Origin of the sequence: Robinsoniella sp. RHS, assembly GCF_001029355.1 — a bacterium.
GTDB classification, from domain to species: domain Bacteria; phylum Bacillota; class Clostridia; order Lachnospirales; family Lachnospiraceae; genus Robinsoniella; species Robinsoniella peoriensis.
Genome location: NZ_JNGB01000013.1, coordinates 1 through 21,905, shown reverse-complemented (window position 1 = coordinate 21,905; position 21,905 = coordinate 1). Strand labels below are relative to the sequence as shown.

General features: G+C 41.9%; 18 protein-coding genes. 2 read left to right on the top strand and 16 right to left on the bottom strand.

Going from position 1 to position 21,905, the window contains the following annotated elements; translation table 11 throughout:
- Nucleotides 1–182: 182 nt before the first annotated feature.
- Together RHS_RS06290 and RHS_RS30335 are read right to left on the bottom strand one after the other, a co-directional pair.
- Complete coding sequence (locus RHS_RS06290; RefSeq protein ID WP_047832663.1) at nucleotides 183–962, bottom strand: 5-deoxy-glucuronate isomerase; 780 nt, start codon at nucleotides 960–962, stop codon at nucleotides 183–185.
- 30 nt (nucleotides 963–992) lie between these two features.
- Entirely contained in the window at nucleotides 993–1,178 is a 186-nt protein-coding gene (locus RHS_RS30335) for a DUF6783 domain-containing protein (protein ID WP_395021681.1), read from the bottom strand.
- Between RHS_RS30335 and RHS_RS30330 the strand changes: the two genes are divergently transcribed.
- A complete protein-coding gene (locus RHS_RS30330; protein ID WP_395021679.1) occupies nucleotides 1,128–1,244 on the top strand; it encodes a DUF6783 domain-containing protein in 117 nt (38 codons plus the stop codon). The two genes, RHS_RS30335 and RHS_RS30330, sit on opposite strands and share 51 nt — an antisense overlap.
- On the opposite strand, the gene iolG is transcribed toward RHS_RS30330, so the two are convergent.
- From iolG to RHS_RS06225, 13 genes are all read right to left on the bottom strand, one after another.
- The gene (iolG, locus tag RHS_RS06285; protein ID WP_027296992.1) at nucleotides 1,219–2,232 is read right to left on the bottom strand and encodes an inositol 2-dehydrogenase; all 1,014 of its coding nucleotides are present in this window, start codon (nucleotides 2,230–2,232) and stop codon (nucleotides 1,219–1,221) included. The two genes, RHS_RS30330 and iolG, sit on opposite strands and share 26 nt — an antisense overlap.
- 32 nt (nucleotides 2,233–2,264) lie before the next feature.
- Nucleotides 2,265–3,161 carry a myo-inosose-2 dehydratase gene (gene iolE, locus RHS_RS06280; protein ID WP_027296991.1) on the bottom strand — a complete coding sequence of 299 codons (897 nt, stop codon included), beginning with the start codon at nucleotides 3,159–3,161 and terminating at the stop codon, nucleotides 2,265–2,267.
- A gap of 95 nt (nucleotides 3,162–3,256) precedes the next feature.
- Nucleotides 3,257–5,185, bottom strand: a complete 1,929-nt coding sequence (gene iolD, locus RHS_RS06275) for a 3D-(3,5/4)-trihydroxycyclohexane-1,2-dione acylhydrolase (decyclizing) (protein WP_027296990.1) — start codon at nucleotides 5,183–5,185, stop codon at nucleotides 3,257–3,259.
- Nucleotides 5,186–5,200: 15 nt separating this feature from the next.
- The gene (iolC, locus tag RHS_RS06270; RefSeq protein ID WP_027296989.1) at nucleotides 5,201–6,217 is read right to left on the bottom strand and encodes a 5-dehydro-2-deoxygluconokinase; all 1,017 of its coding nucleotides are present in this window, start codon (nucleotides 6,215–6,217) and stop codon (nucleotides 5,201–5,203) included.
- 1,242 nt (nucleotides 6,218–7,459) lie between these two features.
- Nucleotides 7,460–8,488, bottom strand: a complete 1,029-nt coding sequence (locus RHS_RS06260; protein WP_047832661.1) for a LacI family DNA-binding transcriptional regulator — start codon at nucleotides 8,486–8,488, stop codon at nucleotides 7,460–7,462.
- A gap of 196 nt (nucleotides 8,489–8,684) precedes the next feature.
- Entirely contained in the window at nucleotides 8,685–10,274 is a 1,590-nt protein-coding gene (locus RHS_RS06255; RefSeq protein ID WP_047832660.1) for a response regulator, read from the bottom strand.
- A 57-nt stretch (nucleotides 10,275–10,331) separates the two neighbouring features.
- Nucleotides 10,332–12,068 carry a histidine kinase gene (locus RHS_RS06250; protein WP_047832659.1) on the bottom strand — a complete coding sequence of 579 codons (1,737 nt, stop codon included), beginning with the start codon at nucleotides 12,066–12,068 and terminating at the stop codon, nucleotides 10,332–10,334.
- A 223-nt stretch (nucleotides 12,069–12,291) separates the two neighbouring features.
- On the bottom strand, nucleotides 12,292–13,311 hold the full coding sequence (locus RHS_RS06245) for a Gfo/Idh/MocA family oxidoreductase (protein ID WP_047832658.1): 1,020 nt from the start codon (nucleotides 13,309–13,311) through the stop codon (nucleotides 12,292–12,294).
- 38 nt (nucleotides 13,312–13,349) lie between these two features.
- Nucleotides 13,350–14,948, bottom strand: a complete 1,599-nt coding sequence (locus tag RHS_RS06240) for a solute:sodium symporter family transporter (protein ID WP_047832657.1) — start codon at nucleotides 14,946–14,948, stop codon at nucleotides 13,350–13,352.
- A gap of 204 nt (nucleotides 14,949–15,152) precedes the next feature.
- Complete coding sequence (locus RHS_RS06235; protein ID WP_243133092.1) at nucleotides 15,153–16,058, bottom strand: substrate-binding domain-containing protein; 906 nt, start codon at nucleotides 16,056–16,058, stop codon at nucleotides 15,153–15,155.
- 164 nt (nucleotides 16,059–16,222) lie between these two features.
- Nucleotides 16,223–16,399: a DUF6783 domain-containing protein gene (locus RHS_RS30325; protein WP_334295889.1), complete on the bottom strand. Its 177-nt coding sequence runs from the start codon at nucleotides 16,397–16,399 to the stop codon at nucleotides 16,223–16,225.
- Between the two features lie 18 nt (nucleotides 16,400–16,417).
- A complete protein-coding gene (locus RHS_RS06230) occupies nucleotides 16,418–17,266 on the bottom strand; it encodes a class II fructose-bisphosphate aldolase (RefSeq protein ID WP_027296982.1) in 849 nt (282 codons plus the stop codon).
- Between the two features lie 167 nt (nucleotides 17,267–17,433).
- Nucleotides 17,434–18,726, bottom strand: a complete 1,293-nt coding sequence (locus RHS_RS06225; RefSeq protein ID WP_047832655.1) for an MFS transporter — start codon at nucleotides 18,724–18,726, stop codon at nucleotides 17,434–17,436.
- Between the two features lie 597 nt (nucleotides 18,727–19,323).
- Here RHS_RS06225 and RHS_RS06220 point away from each other — a divergent pair.
- On the top strand, nucleotides 19,324–20,082 hold the full coding sequence (locus RHS_RS06220) for a DeoR/GlpR family DNA-binding transcription regulator (RefSeq protein WP_027296980.1): 759 nt from the start codon (nucleotides 19,324–19,326) through the stop codon (nucleotides 20,080–20,082).
- Nucleotides 20,083–20,186: 104 nt separating this feature from the next.
- On the opposite strand, the gene RHS_RS06215 is transcribed toward RHS_RS06220, so the two are convergent.
- Nucleotides 20,187–21,905, bottom strand: a 1,719-nt coding sequence (locus RHS_RS06215) for a YDG domain-containing protein (protein ID WP_047832654.1), incomplete at its 5' end; no start/stop codon positions are given.

The window sequence follows — 21,905 nt, the reverse complement described above, 5'->3', positions numbered from 1 at the left end:
GCATATTCCAGGCTTGCCTGTAATACTGCCACAAATTAAACAGGTTGAAAGAATCACTGCGTGGCATCCTTCCATTTCTTATTTATTCTTTCAACCTTTCATTTTCTCCTCTGTCCGGCAGCCGGTTAACCGCAGACTTTCCACCAGGTAATGGGGCTGCCTTTCTATATAACTACTTATATCTAAAATTCTGCATCATACAGCCAGGTATAACGCTCATCATCAATACGGTCCGTCCAGGGATTCCCCTCCAGATGACGGATCATCCAACAGGTATACATCTGATATCCCGGTGCCGCTGCCTGTGGGTGTGTCTTTCCCCCTGGTATTGCGGAAAAACTGCCGTCTTTAATTTTATAGACCTCATCCCCAATGAAACTCGCACCAAATCCTTCCGGACGGTCAAACAGAAAGTAATATGTTTCCGGCTGGGGATGCTGATGTGGAATGTATCCCGACCAGTTACCACGGTCATTTAATACTTCTCCTAATACCATATTGGAATAAGGCGCTGTTTCGTAATCAAAAACAGTACTTACACGACGAACAGCCGTATCTCCAAACTTACCCTTGCAGGAATAAATCCATGGAGCATCCTCAGGCCCGTAGAACTTACTGTCAAAGGTTCTGTCGTTGTAAGTAGACTGGACAAGGATCTGTGTATCCATAGAAGCCTCTACGCTGACTTCCACGCCTTTACACACATGCAGGCACCAGAGGCCTTCCGTAAACACATCTTTTCTGCTGACTTCCTTTTCCTTCTCTTCCCACTTGATGGTAATGCGGCCATTTAACAAAAGCACTGCAGTCTCTTCCCCGGACTTCAATAATTTCTTAACATCGCCCTTTTTCATTTTGAACACACGAATATCCATCATCATGTCTTTATAATCATTGTCATAGGTAGTGAGAACCTTCTCTCCCGCCTCGTTAAATCCTGGATAACCAAATACCTTACTCATTCTATCCGCTTCCTTTCATTTATATGGTGTTCATATATGACTCTGGAGTGTGTCTGAAGTCAAAGCCCTAGAGCGTGTCAGAAAATTGCTATCTGACAGCTGTGCGTCACTGTTTGCGGGAGATTTGTCCCGAATGAAGGGCGCGTAGCGGGCTACGTAACCTGAATTCGGGGCAAATATGCCGCAAAGTGGGACATGCAGATGGCAGGAATGAATTTTCAGACACGCTCTGGCACGCTCCATATAATCACTGGTTCTATAACTGAATCTCGGAAATCTTAACCGGTCTGTGCTCTTCTACTGATTTTTTCGCCGCCAATCCCATAATTACCGGCTTCAAACCGTCTTCTACTCCTAGAGGTGTATCCGTATTATTTTCAATTGCATCTATAAAGCAATTCATTTCTTTCGCAAAGGAATCCATGTAACGTTCCAGGAAGAAGTAAAGCGGCTTTTCTCCGGTTACTCCTTCGGCTGTGCTGATGACTGCGCTGGACTGTGTATCATTTACCGTTGCAACCATACCCTTAGAGCCAAATACTTCTGCACGCTGATCGTATCCATAAGCTGCTTTTCTGGAATTGTCAATGACTGCAATGGCACCGTTTTCCATCTGAAGAGTAATGACAGCTGTATCCACATCGCCTGCTTCTCCAATACTTGGATCCACTAAAACTGCAGACTGTACATAAACTTCTGTTGCATCGCAACCAGCCAGGAATCGAACCATATCAAAATCATGGATGGTCATATCCAGGAAAATTCCTCCTGATACCTTTACATATTCCGCACTTGGTGGTTCCGGATCTCTGCTGGTCACTTTGATAATGTGGGGATCGCCGATCTGTCCTGCGGTTACGGCATTTTTTACCGCTTCAAAGTTATGGTCAAATCTGCGGTTAAATCCAACCTGGTATTTCACGTCAGAATCCTTTAAAGCATCCATTACTTCTTTAATCTTAGCTACATCATGATCGATGGGTTTTTCACAGAAAACATGTTTTCCGGCTTTGATTGCTTCAATGGAAATCGGGGAATGCGTATTGGTAGATGAGCAGATCAGCACTGCATCAATCTCCGGATCTGCAAGGATTTCCTTGTAGTCTTTCGTTGTATTTGCCACACCCATGCTGTGTGCCCATTTGTCCGTCTCTTCATTCATAAACGGATCTGCGATTGTTTTAATTTCCGCATTTTTTACCAGATTACAAATACTCTTTGTATGTACTTTACCAATTCTTCCTGCACCTATAATACCTACTTTTACCATGATAATTCTCCTTTTCTTTAAATGAATAATTCTTACAGACCTGTCTTTTCAGTAATGAACTTTCTAGCTTTTATTGCATATTCCAATGGATTCGCTTTTGCAGGATCCTGTTCAGCCTCTACTACCATGTATCCTTCATATCCGGCATCTTCCAGCACTTTGAAGATCGGATCAAAGTCAATACATCCGTCTCCCGGAACCGTAAATGCTCCCAATCTGACACCTGCAAGGAAGCTTAACTTCTCTGCTTTTACCTTTTCAACTACTTCCGGGCGCACATCTTTTAAATGCACATGTTTTATTCTGTTGCTGTATTTCTGAACCATTTCAAGAGGGTCAGCACCGCAGTAAGTAAAATGTCCGCTGTCAAATAAGAGATTTACATATTCCGGATCGGTACCTGCCATCAGTCGTTCCACTTCGTCCGGATCCTGGATAACCGTTCCCATATGATGGTGGAAAGTCAAAGTAATTCCATATTCTTTTGCTATTTTACCAAGTTTATTTAATCCGGTGCAGACTTTATCCCATTCTTCATCATTCATGATGTATTTACAGCCAAAGATTGGTGTTTCCAGCTGTCCCTGCACACTGTGTCCCTGCTCCGACACACCGATGATCTTAGAACCCATCGCCTGTAAAAATTTCACCTGTTCAATAAAAGCTTTTTCGGTCTCTTCATAAGGCTGTGTGGTTAGAAAGCTGGAAAACCACTGATTACAGATTTGGATTCCGCGAAGATCCAGTGCCTTTTTCAAAACAACAGGATCTGCAGGATATTTATTTCCAACTTCGGAACCGGTATATCCCGCAAGTGCCATCTCACTTACGCACTGTTCAAAAGTATTTTCTTTTCCTAAATCCGGCATATCATCGTTGGTCCATGCAATTGGTGCAATTCCTAATTTTACTTTTTCTTTGTTAAACATGACTGTGCCTCCTATGGCTTTTTTATTTCAGCTTAGCTGATAATTTAATTGGATTTTGCTCTTAATTTTGCTGGTACAAAACCTTTACGGTAATTTTAATATCGTCTGGCTTTATATCTCTCTGCTTCCAGTTCCGTATACTTTTCCTGCACACTTTCCATCCCGGAAGTGCTTGCAAGACCTACATTCCACCAAGACTTGTAACCGTCCGTCATAGTCTTTGGAATTACTTTTAAGTCAATCAGGACTGCATTATCCTGGTTTTTTGCATCTTCCAAAGCAGCTTTTAATTCATCAATTGTCTTAACGGTGTAAGTTTTCAGGCCATAACCTTCTGCAACTTTTGCATAACTTACCGGAATCAGGTTTCCTTTTGTTTCATTATTCGTATCCCGGTAGCGGAATTCTGTGCCAATGCTTCCAATGCCATTATTCATTTGCAGATTGTTGATACAACCAAATCCACAATTGTCAAATACCAGGATATTGATTTTGGCTCTTTCCTGCATAGCGGTCATAATTTCACTGTGCAGCATCTGGAACGAAGCATCTCCCACAACCGTATATACTTCTTTATCCGGCTCAGCCAGTTTTACACCAAGAGCCGCTGCCACTTCATATCCCATACAGGAGTATCCGTATTCCGCATGGTAGCCGCCTCTTTTATCGGTAGTCCAGATTCTCTGCATACAGCTTGGAAGGCTGCCCCCTGCCGTTATAATGGTTGCATCCTCCGGGATTACCTCCCGAATTGCACACAACGCAGCAGTCTGGGTAATTACCCCGCCGGTCAGTTCTACGAATTCCGGAATCGTTCTTGGGTCTCTGGCTTTTACCATAGGTTCAAACTGATCGTCATATGCATATTTTGCCAAATGTTCCATTTCTTTGTCCCATGCAGCTTTTGCATCTGTTATCTCTGTCGTATAAGCGGATTTATAATTGCGTTCCCTCAGTTTCTGTGACAGCGCCTCCAGGGTTACTTTTGCATCCCCAACAGCTTTTACCGCATCCAATTTATAAGCATGGAATTTATTGTTATTGATAGTCACAACCTTCACATCCGGATTCTTAAACTGGTTCTTGGAACCGGTTGTAAAATCAGATAATCTGGTTCCGATTGCAATCACGGCATCTGCGTCTTCTGCAATGGTATTGGAAGCCAGTGTGCCGGTTACGCCAATTCCTCCAAGACAGTACTGGTGACTGGATTTACAGGCACTTTTTCCTGCCTGACTCTCACCAAACGGAATGTTGAATTCTTCACAGAATTTTTCAACTGTTTCGCCTGCTTCTGAATATTTTACGCCGCCGCCAACCACAATCAGCGGTTTTTTAGCTCCGGCAATAATCGCTGCCAGATCTTCTACTTCTTCTTCCACTGCCACCGGCCTTGTAATTCTGTGTACCCTCTTCTGGAAAAAATATTCCGGGTACTCATAAGATTCGCCTTCCACATCCTGACAGATTCCGATACATACAGCACCTGTTTCAGCCGGGTCCGTCAATACACGCATGGCATTAATCATTGCTGTCATCAGCTGTTCCGGACGGACAATGCGGTCCCAGTATTTACACACAGGCTTAAATGCATCATTGGTTGTGATAGATAAACTGCTGCTCTGCTCTAACTGCTGCAGTACCGGATCGGGCTGTCTGTTGGCAAAGGTATCTGCCGGAAATACCAGCAGCGGAATATTATTCACAGTAGCGGTAGCTGCTGCCGTCACCATATTTGCAGCTCCCGGTCCCACGGACGATGCACAGGGAATAATTTTTCTTCTATTGTGCTGTTTCGCAAATGCAGTAGCCACATGACACATTCCCTGCTCGTTTCTGCCCTGGAATACCTTCAGATCTCCGGGATTCTCATCTAACGCCTGGCCTAAACCAACGGCAATTCCATGTCCGAAAATTGTAAAGATACCTTCTACAAACTTTGTTTCCACTCCATCAAATTCTACATACTGGTTATCCAGGAATTTTACCAATGCCTGCGCAACCGTCATCTTTGTATATTCCATTTCCTATCCGCCTCCTTATACTCTTGCAATCATTTCACCGTACTGGTCTTTTGTTTCTTTTATAAACTTCTTAACTTCATCGGGATTCGGGAGTTCTTCGGAGCAGGAATGGCTGCGTACCATCATCGCTGCTTCTGCACTTCCAAATTCCAGACATTCGATCATATCCCATCCTTCAAAAATGCCATACAAAAATCCGGATGCATAACCGTCTCCGCCGCCGAATGATTTCAGTGCAGTAACTGGAAATGGTTTAATACTATAGCTGTTGCCATCGTTCGTATAAGCTGTGGAACCTTTTCTGCCGTGCTTGATGACCACGATCTTCGCATTTTCATTCTGCCAGCTTTGTGCCGTTGTCTTATCATCTCTTCCCGGCTGTATCAGCTTTTCTGTCAGGTCAAATTCTTCCCTGGATCCCAGAATAATATCCGCTTCTTTTGCCACACAAGCATAGTAAATGGAAATTTCATCACTGTTCTTCCAGTTATATTCACGATAATCAATATCAAAGACTACAACAGTTCCGTTTTTCTTTGCCAGCATCACTGCTTTTAATGCAGCTTCCCTGGAGGGGCTCTGTGCAAGGGCGGTACCGGAGATTAAAATTGCCTTTGCGTTCTTTATGTATTCTTCATCCACATCATCCACCGACAGCTGAAGATCTGCAATGCAGTTGCGGTACATCAAAATGCTGCTTTCGTCAGGAGAAAGAATTTCTGTAAATGTGAGACCCAGTTTTTCTCCGTTTGTACATCTTGTAATGTGTGAAGTATCAATTCCTTCTTTATTAAAAAACTCCGTAACGTAATCACCGAACTGGTCATCAGACACTTTTCCGATAAATCCAACTTTCTTGCCATGTCTCGTAACGCCTACTGCGATATTCGCAGGAGAACCTCCTACGTACTTTTTAAATGTGGTAGATTCCGATAATGGATGAAAATAATCCACCGGATTAAAGTCAATTGCCACTCGCCCTAACAGTACTAGATCCATTGGTCTTGATTCATCAAACTTAACATACTTCATTCCATTCACCTCATACTTGAATTTCAACGCAGATCGGAAACCGCTTCCACTCCGCGTTCCATTTACAGTTTTTCTTTTCTTGCGTTCTTTAGCACGCTTTTCTCTCATGTACTCATGATAGCACACACTTTTATTGCGTGCAAGCTATTTCTGAGTCATTACAGTACTTTCCCTGTATTGTACAATTTTCTATTCATATATTTGTAACGTTTTCACAAAGATTATCGCACGCATTTGCACGCAAATTAGATCTTAATTACTTTATTTGGGTTTTGCTGAGGAAGGGGACGCTTTGTAGTTATAGGTAGTGCTCGGAAAGATGGGAGTGGGAAACTGGTATGGACTCCGTCAGCTGGCCGCAGAACTGGTATTTTCTAACCTTTCCGAAGCGCTTTTTGGCGGCACGCGGGCATTCGCTCCGAAATCCTGATACATTTCGCAGCTCACTGCCCGCTTAGTATCCGATGGGAGCCAGTCGAATACTATCCGCCAAAAAACACTCCGGAAAGGTAAGTAAATACTCAGCTCTGCTCTACGCTTCCTCCGTCCATACCAGTTTCCCACTCCCATCTTTCCGAGATTCAGTTTACTGCCACAAAGCTGGTTTTCTCAGCAGGGTGGAACCCCTGGGCTGTGGCAGGCTGTTCTTTATTGGATGCTGCGCAGTATGTTTCGGCTGTTTGTGTAAGAGAAGATGAAAGTTTGTTCGTTTTTCTGGTTACAGAATGAAAAACAAATTCCGTTCTCAAGATCAGTTGCTTTACGCCAGTCGCGTTCAGCATCCCACAACCCCAGGGGTCCCATCATGCTGAGAAAACCAGCTTTGTATCAACGAATGCTATCTCGGAAAGAGAAGGGGACGGACCAGGACATTGGTTTGGAAGGCGTATAGCAGAGCTGAGCATTTACTTACCTTCCCGGAGTGCTTTTTGGCGGATACAATTCGACGGCTCCCATCGGATTGTAAGCGGGCAGTGAGCTGCGAAATGCATCAGGATTTCGGAGCGAATGCCCGCGTGCCGCCAAAAAGTATTCCGGGAAGGTTAGAAAATGCCAGTTCTGCGGTAAGCCTTCCAAACCAATGTCCTGGTCCGTCCCCTTCTCTTTCCGTACACTACCTACATCTACAAAGCGTCTTTACTCGGCTAACAAAACTGAAAGCGTACACTGCAGCTCTAAACCATTGATAAAGGACGCTATGTCCTCCTTCGCCAAGAGAGAACATAACGCCCTTTTTCCTAATTATAAATTATATTTTGTTTTGATATTGATATCCGTATAAACGAATTCCCGGTCTGCAGATCCACCCTTTACAATCATATCATACAGCAAAAACGGCGGGCGGTAACCCTGTTCATATCCTTCCTGGTCAATCAGGAAATCTACATCATCTTCCAGCAGCGCCTTTTCATTGCGCGGTGTTAAATCGTAGATAATTACATAAGGCCTGCGCTTGGAATTTAATTTTTCAAATGCCTGCCGCACACCCGCCTGCCCACCGGATGCTACAAAGATTCCTGCGAGATCCGGCACCATAGAAAGGGTGTTTTCTATAATGCGTTCTACCTCCTGTGCCTCGTCAAAACTGCTTTGTACACCTAACAGCTCCATATTCGGAAATGAACGCTTCGTCTCTTCTATAAAACCTTCCACACGCAGACTGTTTACACTATTTGTAAAATATCCTGTAATAATCAGAATCTTACCTTTTTTCCCGGTGAGCATCCCCATAAGCCCTGCTGCCGTATAACCACTTCTTCTGTTATCCAGGCCGACGAAGCAGCATCGTTTCGTCCCTACTATATCCGAATTAAAAGTAATGACCGGAATGTGCTTTTCTTCGGTCAGCTGATTGATCTTCGTCCGGATCAGGTCACATTCTACCGGCATAATAGCCAGACCATCAATTCCCAGTGCTTCCAGTTCTTCGATCGCCTGAAGCTGTGCCTTTTCGTCAATGATGACACTGTCCCGCAGAAGAATCTCCACGCCCCGCTCCAGGAGTTCCTCTGCTGCCTGGCTAATGCCCTTGTTTACCTGAATCATAAAAGAAGACTTAGATAAATGCGTCACAATGCCTATTTTTAATTTCAGCTGTCCTTTGTCAGGGTTTCTGAACCCCCTGTTAGACTGATAGCCCAGTTCATCGGCTATCTCTTTTATTTTTGCTGCAACCTCAGGCTTAATCCTGCCACGATTGTTAAGCGCCCTGTCCACCGTCCCTCTGGAGACACCCGCCAGGTCTGCAATCTGTTGTATCGTTCCTGCCATAATTTTCCCTCAATCCGTCCTTTTTCATATACTTTTTTACTCACGCCCGCGTTTTGCGTTACATGCACGCATTTTTTCTTTTATTATAGACTAAAATATATGTTTTGACAAGTGGGAATTAACGCCTTCATTTCGGCATATAAAGTCTGGACGGACGATGCCCTGCATTGCCTGTCATCTTACCGGTATCTGCTATTCAAATTCGCCCGCTGCAATTCTTCCGGTAATCTGCAGGGCTGCAGTCATTAAGCTTTTTAAACGCTTTTGAAAAATAATGGTAATCATTGAAACCGGATTGTTCCGCCACTTCTTTAATCTTGCATCCGGTATCCCGCAGCAATTCCCTGGCACATTCCATACGGCAATCCAGAAGATAGTTAGAGAATCCGATTCCCATTTCCTGTTTAAAAAGATAACTGAGGTACGCATGATTTACTCCTGCCGCATCTGCCACATCGCCCAGTCCTATCTGATGACGGTAATGGTCGTGTATATATTCCAAAGCCTGCTTTATAACTGCACTGACATTTTTCGGAATCGCTTTTGTATGGTCTGAAAACAAACGCCTGCAATAATCCTCACAGATTTTTCGAAGATTTTCAATTTTGATAATTGCTGCATATTCATCCGACGTTCTTTCCAGCTTCACTTTACCGTCCAGGCTTTTCAGCCAGTGCACCACCGCTTTACTGTCTGCACAATTCTTTCGGCATGCTTCAATGACCTTTTCAAAGGAGTTCTGTAGTTCGTCTTGTTTTTTTCCGGCAATGATCCGGGGAATATCTTCCAGAAGCTTATTAGCTTCCTCCGGCATTTGTCTGGCTATTGTTTTTGCACCGTCAAAATACAGGATGTCATTGTCCTCGTAGAATTTCAGCTTAATCATTTCCCTTGCCTGCTGGTATGCCTGGCGGATCCCATCTTCACCAATACAGATATTGCTCACACCTACCGCATACCCGTAAGGTTCCTGTTTACAGCACTTAAAACAGGCGGAAGCCACACTGGTAAGCTTCTGTTTCATCAGGCTGCTTCTGCACATTGCGGATAAATCCAAAAAGCAGCAGAAGACACCTTCCCCTAAATAGATTTCTTCCACGTAGGCACTCTCTGTACCAAGAAGCAGCTCCAGCTGTTCCGTCAGCGTATGCAAGAACATCTGACTGTACTGATCCGCCTCCAGGGGCGTCAATTGTGCTTTTACCCCCGCCCAGTCCGGAATAAACATATTGATTACCGCACTGTTGATAAACTTCCCGTTAATTCCTGCCTCCAGCCTCTGTTTCTCCCTTTCCTCCAATGACATTGTTCCTGACAATAACTGGTTAAAAAAGTGATACTTCAGGGAATGGCTGCCCATTTTGATCAGCTTTCTGGTCCGTTCCCGTTCATCCAGCCTTACTCTCATATGTTTCATCTGGTGTTTAGCATTTTCCAAAAGCTCATACAGAGATTCTTCATCCAGGGAATTTTTCAGCACATATTCATTTGCCCCAAGCTTCATGGCTTCTTTTACATAATTAAAATCGTCATGACAGCTTAACACAATAATATATATTTCCCTGTCTCTTTCCCGAATTCTTCTGATTAGTTCAATTCCATCCATAAGGGGCATGGAAATATCCGTTACTACCACATCCGGAAAAGACTTTTCTATCAGGCCAAGTGCCTCTTCTCCATCCCGCACATCGCCTATGATCTCATAACCTGCCCGCTTCCAGGCTTCCAGCTGTTTTAAATATGTCCTGACTAAAAAATCATCATCTACTATTACTGTACGAAACATCCCACACCACTCCTTTTGCCACTGCGTGTTATTATCTGTCCTGTTTCTAATTTGGGATTAAACAGAGTATTCATTCGCCTCTCTGTATGCTGGAAGAAAGAGACATGCTTTCGTTCCATGTCCGCTGCTTTCATAAGAAATTCCGCCCTTTTCCCCGTAATACAATTCCAGACGGTCTCTCACATTCGCCACACCAATGCTGCTTAATCCGCTTGTCTTCCTTGCCTTTTGTGTCAGCAGTATTTTCATCTGCTCCTGTGTCATGCCTCTGCCGTTATCCTCCACCTCCAGATAAAGCCGCTCATTATCAACTCTTGCGCGTATCACAATCCTGCTGTCCGTATTTTTCATATCCAGACCGTGGAGCAGAGCATTTTCCACCATAGGCTGCAATAACAGCCTTGGTACAAAACACCCGTTTGCTTCCGGCTCTATTTGATAATCTACCGCAAAATTCCCTTCATATCGGAATTCCTGCAGCCGGATATAATTTTCCAGGATATGCAGTTCATCCGCAACTGTGATAAATGTCCCTTTTTTATTAATACTTGCCTGCAGTAATTCAACAAAATCACTGATCATTGCGCCCAGCTCTTTTTCTCCCTTCAGCAGCGCCGCATACTTGATGGAATTCAAAGTATTATACATAAAATGCGGTGTAATCTGATATTGCAGCGCTTCCAGTTCCGCATCCTTTTTCAGCATTTCTTCTTTCACCAGCTGACCGATCAGTTCATTAATATGATCCAGCATGCTGTTAAAATTTCCGGACAATTCACCGATTTCATCGTTTGTATTAATTGCAGCTCTTTTATCCAGCTCTCCGCCGCTGACTTCTTTCATAGTATTTGTAAGGCATTTAAGCGGCTTATACATGGCCTTTGTTATAAAGTAGGCAATAAATACTGCCGCCAGTACAAATATGGCTAAAAACACCGCCAGAAAGTATTTCAGCTGATTCAGATCCTTTAGAATCTCACTTCTGGCCACTACCATTAAAAACTGGTAGCCGCTGAAAGTCCCTTTATAAAAAACCCCCAGCTTACTGTTATCACCGCTGTTTGCAAACCCATTTTTGTATAAGACGTTAAAATCTTTACTTTCATAAATCTTTCCCATATCTTCTGCATTTTGAGAAGATACAATCCCCCCCTGTTCATTTAAAATCATGGCAAGGGTAGTTTTCTGTGCATAAAGCCCGTCCAGATATTTATAGAAGATCGTCCGTTCTTCCACATTAACCATTATATAGCCCAGTATTTTCCCTTCTTCATCTTCCACCGTGTCCATATAAGATAAAAAATTAGACGATGATCTGAGCGGATCCTGCACAATGGCAGGCATACTCCCGGCAAATACTGCCTGTGCAATCTCACCTGTCTTTTTCTCAGGAAGCTGTTTTTCATAGATGGGATAATCCTGAGAGGTGACAATAATCCCCTCATTCGGCAGCACTAAATAAACCGAACCAATATCGCTGTAACGCCGTTTATATGTCTTAAGCGTGGATGCGATATCTTCCAGAACCAGTTCCTTCCCAGTCCTCTGAAATTCCTGAATCTGCTGTTTCATTTCCCCGTCGCAGGAAGCCTGTACCGTAATATAGTAGATCTCTTTCAGCGAATCATCAAACACATTCCCCAATTGCTCCATCCGCCCATACAGGTTCTTCCCATAATTATCTTCCACCATATCAGCAGATTTAAAATAAAAGGCGATGGTAATAGACAACGCCGTAATCAGAGTAATGCCGACGATTGCCAACAGGATTTTGCTGCGTATACTGTGAATCATAGATACCCCTTTTCCCGGAGCACGATCCGCTTTCTGTGAGTGATACGGCAATTTAGGAGGCACAGCGGGCTGCTCTGACTAAATTTGGCGCATTCCTACAAAAAGCAGGACGTACAGATTTATACATAAAATTTTCAAACAGGCTATATAAAGTGTTTAAAATTGCTTTCTAAAACACGCTCTAAGCCCCGTCCCCAGAGGGCCGGGGCTTTAACAAACCCGACTAATATTCTATCTTTACAATGCCACCCTGGCGGTAAGCTTCTGTTGTGGCAAATCCGATCTGTGTAGATTTCGTCCCGTCATATACGGTTACTTCCGGCTTCACTCCGTTTTGCACGCAGTTAATAAAGTCTTCCATTTCCAGGCGGTAGGATTCGGCAAATCGCTCCGGAAATCCGCTGACACATTCCTGAACCACACCCTGGTTATTATAAATCATACACAGGTTCTTAGCAGGAACAGGGCTTACTCGGATAGATCCTTCAGTTCCGATGATTTCCGTTTCTACGTGATACCCGTGAGGTGCGGTACGCCCCACATGCACGAAACCAACAGCACCATTTTCACATTTATACATTGCCACACCTGTTTCATCATCGCCTGCTTCTCTAAACTCCGGATGCTTAAAGGTAGATCCTGTGGCATAGACTTCTACCGGATCAGAGCCCAGGAACCAGCGCATCAAATCAATATCATGAATTGCCATGTCAATAAAAATACCACCGCTTGTTGCAGCAAATCTGATTGCCCCGTCTACCAGTGCTTCCGGGTCGATACCGGTTGCTTTTACCATATAAGGAGTACCTATTGCTCCTTCTTCTATCTTTTTCTTAGCATAGGCATAAGATGGATCAAATCTTCTCATGAATCCCAGGAAAAACGCAAGCTCCGGATGGCGTTCCACAGCCTTTTCCGCTATACGGCATTCCTCCACATTTACCCCCAGAGGTTTATCGGAAAATACATGTTTTCCCGCATCTAACGCTGCTTCTATCTGCCAGCAGTGCTCTCCGCTGGTTGTAACAATTGCAACCGCATCAATATCCGCCTTTGCCAGCATCTCCCGGTAATCGCTGTACACATCTTCCACACCCAGCACTTCTTTTGCATAATCAAGTTCCGCCGGCATAATGGAACATGCTGCCGTCAATTCTGCATTAGGAATCTTAAATGCCAGATTTTCTGCATGTACTTTTCCTAACCTTCCCAAACCTGCAATTCCAACTTTAATTTTTTTCATAAATGATACCTCTCTTCTTTTCATGTTATTGTTTTTCACTATTTTCCAAGTCCCAGCGGGGAGAAGATAATATATAATACTACAAGCCCTGCCACGCAGAATACAGATGCCGCTTTAATATGTTTCCAGGGCGTTAAATCTACCGCTTTTACATCCTCCAGGACAAAATCCGTTTCTCTTGGATGAATCTTTCCTATAAACAGTAATACCAGCACATCGATGATGAACAATACGCTTAAGATATATAAATAATGGACATTCAATGGCAAAAACTTTGAAATACTATATAAGATAACATGTGAAATCAAAACAATTTTCGGTGCTGATGCCGGAACCTTTTTTGAGAAAATTCCCACGATCACCGCAGCCAGAATTGGCATATTATAAAATCCAAAACAAGACTGAAGGAAATCATATAGTCCGGTAGGTGCAAAACTTACCAGAGGTGCTACTACGATGGAAAGTGCTGCCAGTCCGAAACCGAACCGCCTTCCTATTTTAACCAGGTCTTTATCCGTTGCATCCGGATTAAATAATGGTTTATGTATATCCAGTGTGTACATGGCAATGGAACCATTCAATGCGCCGTTAAAGGAGCTTAAGATTGCACCGAATAATACCGCTGCAAAGAATCCCAGTAATGCTTTCGGTAATACATCTAAAACCAGCATTGGATATGCCAGATCGGAATTAGTAAGTGTCGTTCCGAATTTTCCATATGCTATAATGCCGCAGAAGGTAATGAAGAGTGGTGTCAGCAGCTTGAATGCTCCAGCCAGCAAAGCTCCTTTTTGTGCTTCTTTTAAATTCTTTGCTGCAAGCGCTCTCTGAATAATAGATTGATTGGTACACCAGTAAAACAAGTTATTAAACAGCATACCTGTGAAGAGCAATGGCCACGGAACCATAGGCGCCTGTGCATTTGCAGGATTGATCGCATTAAATTTTTCAGCTGGAATCAATTCAATCAAATGCTGGATTCCTACCAGCGGATTTCCTCCTCCAAGAGACGCCAGACCTAATAGCGGAATCATAAACCCGCCAATAATTAATCCAACCCCAAAGATACTGTCTGCGGATGCAGATGCTTTCAAACCGCCGATAACAGCATAAGTGGCTCCAATAATGCCCAAAGCCGTAGCTGTAACTACCACACCCATAAACTGGGAACTTCCCAGCATTTTATCAATTCCGAAAATCTGATTAAATACCAGCGCCCCGGAATACAATACAGTAGGCAGATAGCAGAATAAGTAACCCAGAAGAAATAATACAGAGACAATTCTCTTTACCCTTCCATCATACCTTTTTTCTAAGAACTCTGGTATCGTTGTAATACCCGCCTTAAGATACCTTGGCAGAAAGAGCGCTGCCAGGAAAATAGTTGCGATACAGGAAGTAGCTTCCCATGCCATAGGCCCCATATTCGCTGCATATGCCTGACCGCTTTGTCCGATTAACTGTTCTGTAGACAGGTTTGTCAAAATAATCGAACTTGCAATCACTGGAGCGGTGAGTGATCTGCCTGCCAGGAAGTAACCATCCTGTGTATCCAGGCTTGACTTTCTTGTTTGTTTTACAACATAAACCCCCACTAAAACCATACAAAATAAAAAACTAAATACCGTAAATAACATTTCCTTACCGCCTTTCTTTCTCCATCTGATGTCTATATTCTAGCTGATATCAAAAGATTTTCCAGTAAGGGAATTTTTAGATTTGTATGTTATTTTTATGGGTCTTTAATTAGGTATGCATATATTTTACCAGATCCAGAATCTGATAATTATCTTGTTGTAATATTTCTATATTTTTGTGTCTTATTTTTAGGTATGCATATATTATGATGATGTTTCTTTTATTTTTTGATAATCTTCTACATTTTCATTTGTTATAACTTCTACCGGAAGTATCTTCTGATCCTCCTGGTCACTTCCCTTTTTATGATTGACGATATACCGGACGGTCTCCTCCCCAATCTCATAACCGGACTGGGATGCAAGTGCCGCTATCCCACCGTTTTTCACCGCCTCAATGGCATCCTCCTGAGCATCCACCGTTACAATGGCTACTGGACTTCCTTTCATATACTCCATAATACCCAGGGCAGTCACGGCGCTGGTAGCAAGAATGCCGGAAATATCCGGATTTTCATTCATAAGCCTGGTTATTTCCCGTTCGGACATCTGAAGATTACTATACCCGCTTTCCACAAATGCCACCTGAATATCTGTATTTTTCTGTATGTATTCCTCAAATCCCTTGATTCTGCCAGCATGTGCCATCTGTTTCAAATCCCCGGAAATAATGCCAACTTTCCCCTTATTATGAAGCTGTTTTGCCATATATTTCCCAAGCTCCCATCCGGTTTTTTCATTATCAATCCCAATATAAGGCACCTCGGCATCCGCTATCTGCGTGTCATATGCAAAAACCGGTATCCCCATCTCATTTGCTTTTTTAATATAATCTGCATTACTGTAGGAATCAATAGGAGACACCGCCAATGCATCCACCTTTTTATCCAGAAGGTCCTGAATCATTTTCTTCTGAAGCACGGCATCCGTTTCCGTATCCGGCGAAACAATCAAAACGGAGACTCCTTCCTCATCAGCTGCTTTTTCCATACCGGAACAGACCGACATCCAATACTCACTGTCTCTTGATTTGGTAACAACGCCAATCACATAAGCATCGTTTTTCGAAACTGTCTCTTGTCGGTTACTGCATCCAGCTAATAGTACCATACACAATACCCCCAAAAAGAGAATCCCTGTTTTCTTCATACATCTTACCCCGCCAAACCATTTTTATATAGAAAAGAGAGGTTGAAATAACTTTCCTGCCTCTCTCTTTGTCTTTTTTTATTATATCGAATATCCGGCAGGTAAACAAGTGGAGATTCATTTAATTACCTAGAGCGTGTTCTGAAATTACTTTCTGACAGCCGTACGTCACAGTTTGTGGGAGATTTGTCCCGGATAAAGGGCACGTAGCAGGCTACATAACCTGAAACCGGGGCAAATATGCCGCAAAGTGGGGCGTGCAGATGGCGAGAATGAATTTCAAACACGCTCTGGTACTCCATCCGGAAATTCCAGATGTCTCATCTATTTTTATAAATCGTTTGAAATACTTCAATATGTCGTTTGACATTCTCAAACACCCCAGATTCCATTGCCGTATTTAAATCAAAATAATTATGTTTTCCATCCGTACCTATATACGCTTCCACTTTCTCTATCAGACTGTTAAAGCTCGCCGTAGCTATATTTACTTTGCAGATTCCAAGAGAAATTGCCCTTTGAAAATCTTCGTCAGTAATGCCGCTTCCTCCATGGAGCACCAGCGGAACGTTCGTATTTTGATGAATTTTCTCCAGAACATCAAATGCAAGTGTGGGAGCAACAGGATAATTGCCATGGGCATTCCCTATTGCTACTGCCAATGCATCCACGCCTGTTTTTTCACAGAAAACCCTTGCATCTTCCGGATCCGTGCAGCGAATCCCATGGTCACAGCTTCCATCTTCACTACCGCCAACCAATCCCAGTTCAGCTTCTACTGTTGCCTCATATTTTTTGGCTAACTCCACGACCTCTTTTGTCTTAGCCATATTTTCTTCAAACGGGCAGGCAGAACCGTCAAACATCACAGAGGTAAATCCAAATTCCAATGCCTTTTTCACTGTTTCCATTGTCAGACCATGATCCAGATGCACCGCTATATCCACTTTTGCTTCTTTTGCAGCCTGCACCATCATCGGTCCCATTAATTCCAGAGGTGAATGTTTTAACCTCACCTCTGCAATCTGCAGTATAATCGGGGTATTCGTCTCTTCCGCCGCCCGTACGGCACCTTTTACCATTTCCATATTTCCCACACTGAATGCTCCGCATCCCGTTTTTTCCGCCTTTGCTCTTTCTAAAAGGTCTTTCATTTTTACTAATGACATATTCTGATTCCTCCTTATCATAGTTTTAATTTTACAAGTTACTAATTTCTATTCTGGCATAATTTCAATTTTTGCATAAATTCTATTTTGCCGTAAATTCTATTTTGCTGTAATTTCTATTTTGCTGCAATTTCTATTTTGCTGTAATTTCTATTTTGCTGTAATTTCTATTTTGCTGTAATCACCCTTGCTGGTTCCTTTTCTTCGTCGTTTTCCAAATTCTTTCCTGTACTCTTATCGGCCAATTCTCTTTCTAAGAGAATGATAAACATAACGGACAGAGCTGCACATATTATCCCAACTATAAAACCCATGTTTGTATCAAATCCATTGGCTGTGATTAAATTTGCAACAAAGGGTGCCCCAAGGGTAGCAATTACAATTCCTGACATAACAAATCCATAGTTTTCTCCTGAATGGGCAAGTCCAAATATAGAACTGGTCAGCGACGGGAAACTCCCCATAATCCCCCCATAGCAGCCATACATCAGCACAATTGCAATAGTAGTAAACACAGATTTCGATAAAACCAGCATCACCATAGCTGCAACAGATACCGTAAGTACTCCTTTTACACATTTCACTCTCCCTATTTTATCTGCGATGGACGGGAGGAACAATCTTGCTGAAGCATTCATTATAGAACCAAACATCACGGCTGATACAGCAATGGACACCGAGATGCCCCGTTCTGTCTGCACTCCCTGCGCAACCGGTGAAATCATAAAATAGGAAATCAGGCCGAAAAGCATTGTGGCAACCAGATAATAAAACTTTCTGGTACGTATCATCTCTTTGGATGTATATTGCTTTTGCAATTTTAGAGCTGCCGTTCCATCCGCAACCCATCCCGGTTGATTCAACGGCCTGACACCTGCCTGTTTAGGATTTTTAATAAAAATGCAGCCCAAAACCCAGGATAGGGCAATGACACTTCCAATCACTAAAAACGCAGTTTTTGGACCACTCTCTGCCAAAATCATCCGGCTGACTGGAGCAAGAAAAAATCCACACAGACCATTTGCAGTAACTACAATTCCCGACGCAAATCCAAGTTTATTGGGAAACCACTTTTGCGCTGTAGAGAGAATGGTCGTATACATCATTCCCTGACCAAATCCCTGCATTACTCCATAAGTAAAATACATAGGCAAAGGCGATGGAATAATCAAAAAAGCTGACAACAAAATACCTGCCGCAAAAATCCCGCCGCCTGCAGCAATTGCAATCTTCGGATTATACTTATCCTGAATACGCCCCCCAAAAATATTTCCAAATACAAACGTTAACATAGACAAATAGAAACACATGGACGTCTGTCCTTCAGTCCATCCCGTCAGTTCCCGGATATAGGGCTGATATAAGGACCATATATGTGGATACCCAGTAAAAAATATAGCAAATGCTCCAAATACCATCATCAGCACCCGTTGCTTTTTCTGCCTGCTGTTTAAATGCATCTTTTTTCCTCCCATGACTCCAAATCAACTGTTTAATAATTGTTAAATAATTTTTCAATAACTGTTAAATAGCTTCTTATTACATCTGATTTGTTTTTTGGATATGTATTGATCATTTTTATGCATTCATCCTAGCATGTTTTGATATTCTTGTCAATTGTTTCTGGTGATCTTTTAATTTTATTTTGGTTATATCATGATTTTCTTATCAAAAAGTCAGAAACATACTACTTGTATAACATAAATAACTCGAATCTATATATCAATGTAAATCACTTTAAATATATTGAAAACTATCAGGTATACTAAGAATTTAATAGAATTTATCAGATACACAATGGTATTTAAAATATATAATATATTAATTTTTTAACTATTTGCATTATTTAATATTTATTTTGATATTAATTTAGGTTTATTCCTTTTTTATTGTATCTATATTTGTTGCGTTTTTTGAAAATTATATAACATTAAGATACATACTTTGTATTTTCTGGCATACACACCCTTAAAAGTAAAAATTCAACAAAATATACCTTTTCAACTTACCCAAAATATACTATAATATACTCATCATTTAGGAGAGGGAACGGACTTATGCGTACAAAAAGAATTGACTCAATTGAACAATACATATTAGAACAAAAATCGGTATCTCTGGATACGCTTTGCGAACAATTTGCCGTATCGAAAAATACCATACGAAGAGATATCGACACCCTGGTAAAAAAGGGAACCATTAAGAAAGTTTACGGCGGCGTCACAGTAGCAGAGGCTCCGCCAATCAGCGACGTCATTCCTTTTGAAGAACGTCATACAAAATACGCTGCCGAGAAAGATGCCATATGCAAAATTGCAGCCGGATTTGTCAAAGACGGAGATATTATTTATATAGACACAGGCACTACCTGTATCAATATGATTGATTATATTTCCCACAAAGAATGTACCATTATCACCAATAGTGTTCAGGTCTGCCTGAAAGCAATTCCTTATCCGAATCTGACCCTGATTTCCCTTCCGGGTACTTTAAAACGGGAAACGCTGTCATTTGTGGGTAATGAAGTAATTGACTATTTAAAAACCTACAATATTACGAAAGCATTTATGGCATGTACCGGACTTACCATCGCAAACGGCCTTACTAATGCAACCCGAGAAGAATACACGGTTAAAAAGGCAGTGATAGAAAACAGCCATACTCATTTCCTGTTAGCCGATCATACTAAATTCGGTCACTTTTCTCTAATGACCTACTGCCCTATGAGCCAGGTAGACCATATTGTTACAGATGAAATGCCGCCTCAGGAATATTGTGATTATTGCCGTGACAACCACATTGAAATACATTATTAGATTGTTTTCAAAATAAGATAAGAAAAGCTCCCACCTGCCGGTGAGAGCTTTTCTTATCTTATTTTTGTTACTTTGTTATTCTGCTATTTTTGTCATTATCACAGTTATTCTCTGTGCTGTCTGCGTTTGGATCTGGTTCTTACAACTAATACCACGATCACTGCACCAGATACTACCAGTAATATAACCATCAGCATAATCGGATTTACATCTCCGGTTTTAACTCCTGTCTTATTGGTTGTATTCTTGTTGGTAGATGATGTTGTGGTTGAAGTTACAACTTTGTAGGAAACTGATTTCGTATCCTTCGTTGATGTCTCATTTACCCAATTTGTTCCATCATATTTCTGTTTTTGGAAAGAAACTGACAAAGTATAACTACCGGAACTATTCAACTTAAAACTGCCGCTGTTAGAAGATGCATTATTATCCCAGGTTCCGTTCACATAAGAAGTCCAACTTACCGGAATATATCTAACATCATCTAACGAAGGTGACTGAGATGGAGATTTAATCTCTGATCCCGCTCCCGTTGCTGTAAAGGTTAAAGTAGACCCTGTCTTGTAACTGGTTGTGGTCTGTACGCCTGTAACCTTATTATTCTGCGGATTGCTGATAATTGGGTTACGCAATGTAGTTTGCTCTACTGATACAGATTTGGATGCTTCATAATTCGTTGATTCTTTGAATCTTGCTAAGATTGTATAAGAGGTCTTTTCTTTCAAACTCTTAAAGGAACCTGTGCTGGTCCAGTTGTCACCATCATCAATGGAGTATTCAACTCCTGAAGCCGTCTTCATTGTGATTGAATTGTAGGTAAAAGAAGAAACTTTTACGTCTTCCGGCTTCTTGGTGTTTTTCGCTTTGTTGATCTTAGCAGAAGTTGTTTTATTCTTAATAGATGTTGAACTTAATACGTAATTCTTATCAAATCCACTACCCAGTTTAATATCTGAAACACTAACTGCTTTTTTTGTTCCGGCATCAGCACTGTCAAATACAAATTTTCCTGTTGCTGTCGGTTCGTCATTTCCAAAACTGTAACCGTTTGGTGGTGTGAGTTTCAGTTTTCCTTTTGCATTTTTGCTCTTATCATATGTCTTTGATTCAACGGAATCAATTGATGGAGTAACTTTTAATGCTCTTACCGTAAAAGATATTTCTGCTGAATTTGTCTTACCATTAGCATACGTTACAACTACTGACGCTTTATAATTTCCTGCATTTAATCCTGGTTTAAATTTAACAGTACTTACTACTCCCTCTTTTCCGCCCTTAACTGTCGTATTGGGGGTTGGATTAGCAATTTCAAAAGCATCTTTGCCTAGACCATTTAACGAAATATTTGTTACTACTACATCGTCAACTCCAAAATTACTAACATTGATACCTAATTCTACAGGATCATTAGTATTAGGAGCATTATCAGTATATTTATAATACCTGTCAGAAAAAGCTATGTTCTTAACATATGATCCATTTACATTTGCCACAGCTATCTCACTTGCAAATGCTGTATCAGTAGCTTTCTTACGAACTTCATACGAACCTGCTGCTAAACCTGTAGCTTTACCAGCCGTCATACCAGCCCAAGCACCACCCGTAATATGATACTCGTATACTGCACTTCCCGGGTTTGTTACTGTCAAAGTACCATCCTTCTTATCTTTAGCTGACGCATTTGTCGCTGTTACATTCGGTGCATCATCTTTTTTAGGAATTTTAAATTCTTTCCCGTCAGCTTCAGTTTTCAGTTTAATCCAAACAGATTTATTCAACATTTCATCCGTAATCTTCATACCCTGACCATCTGCCACACAATT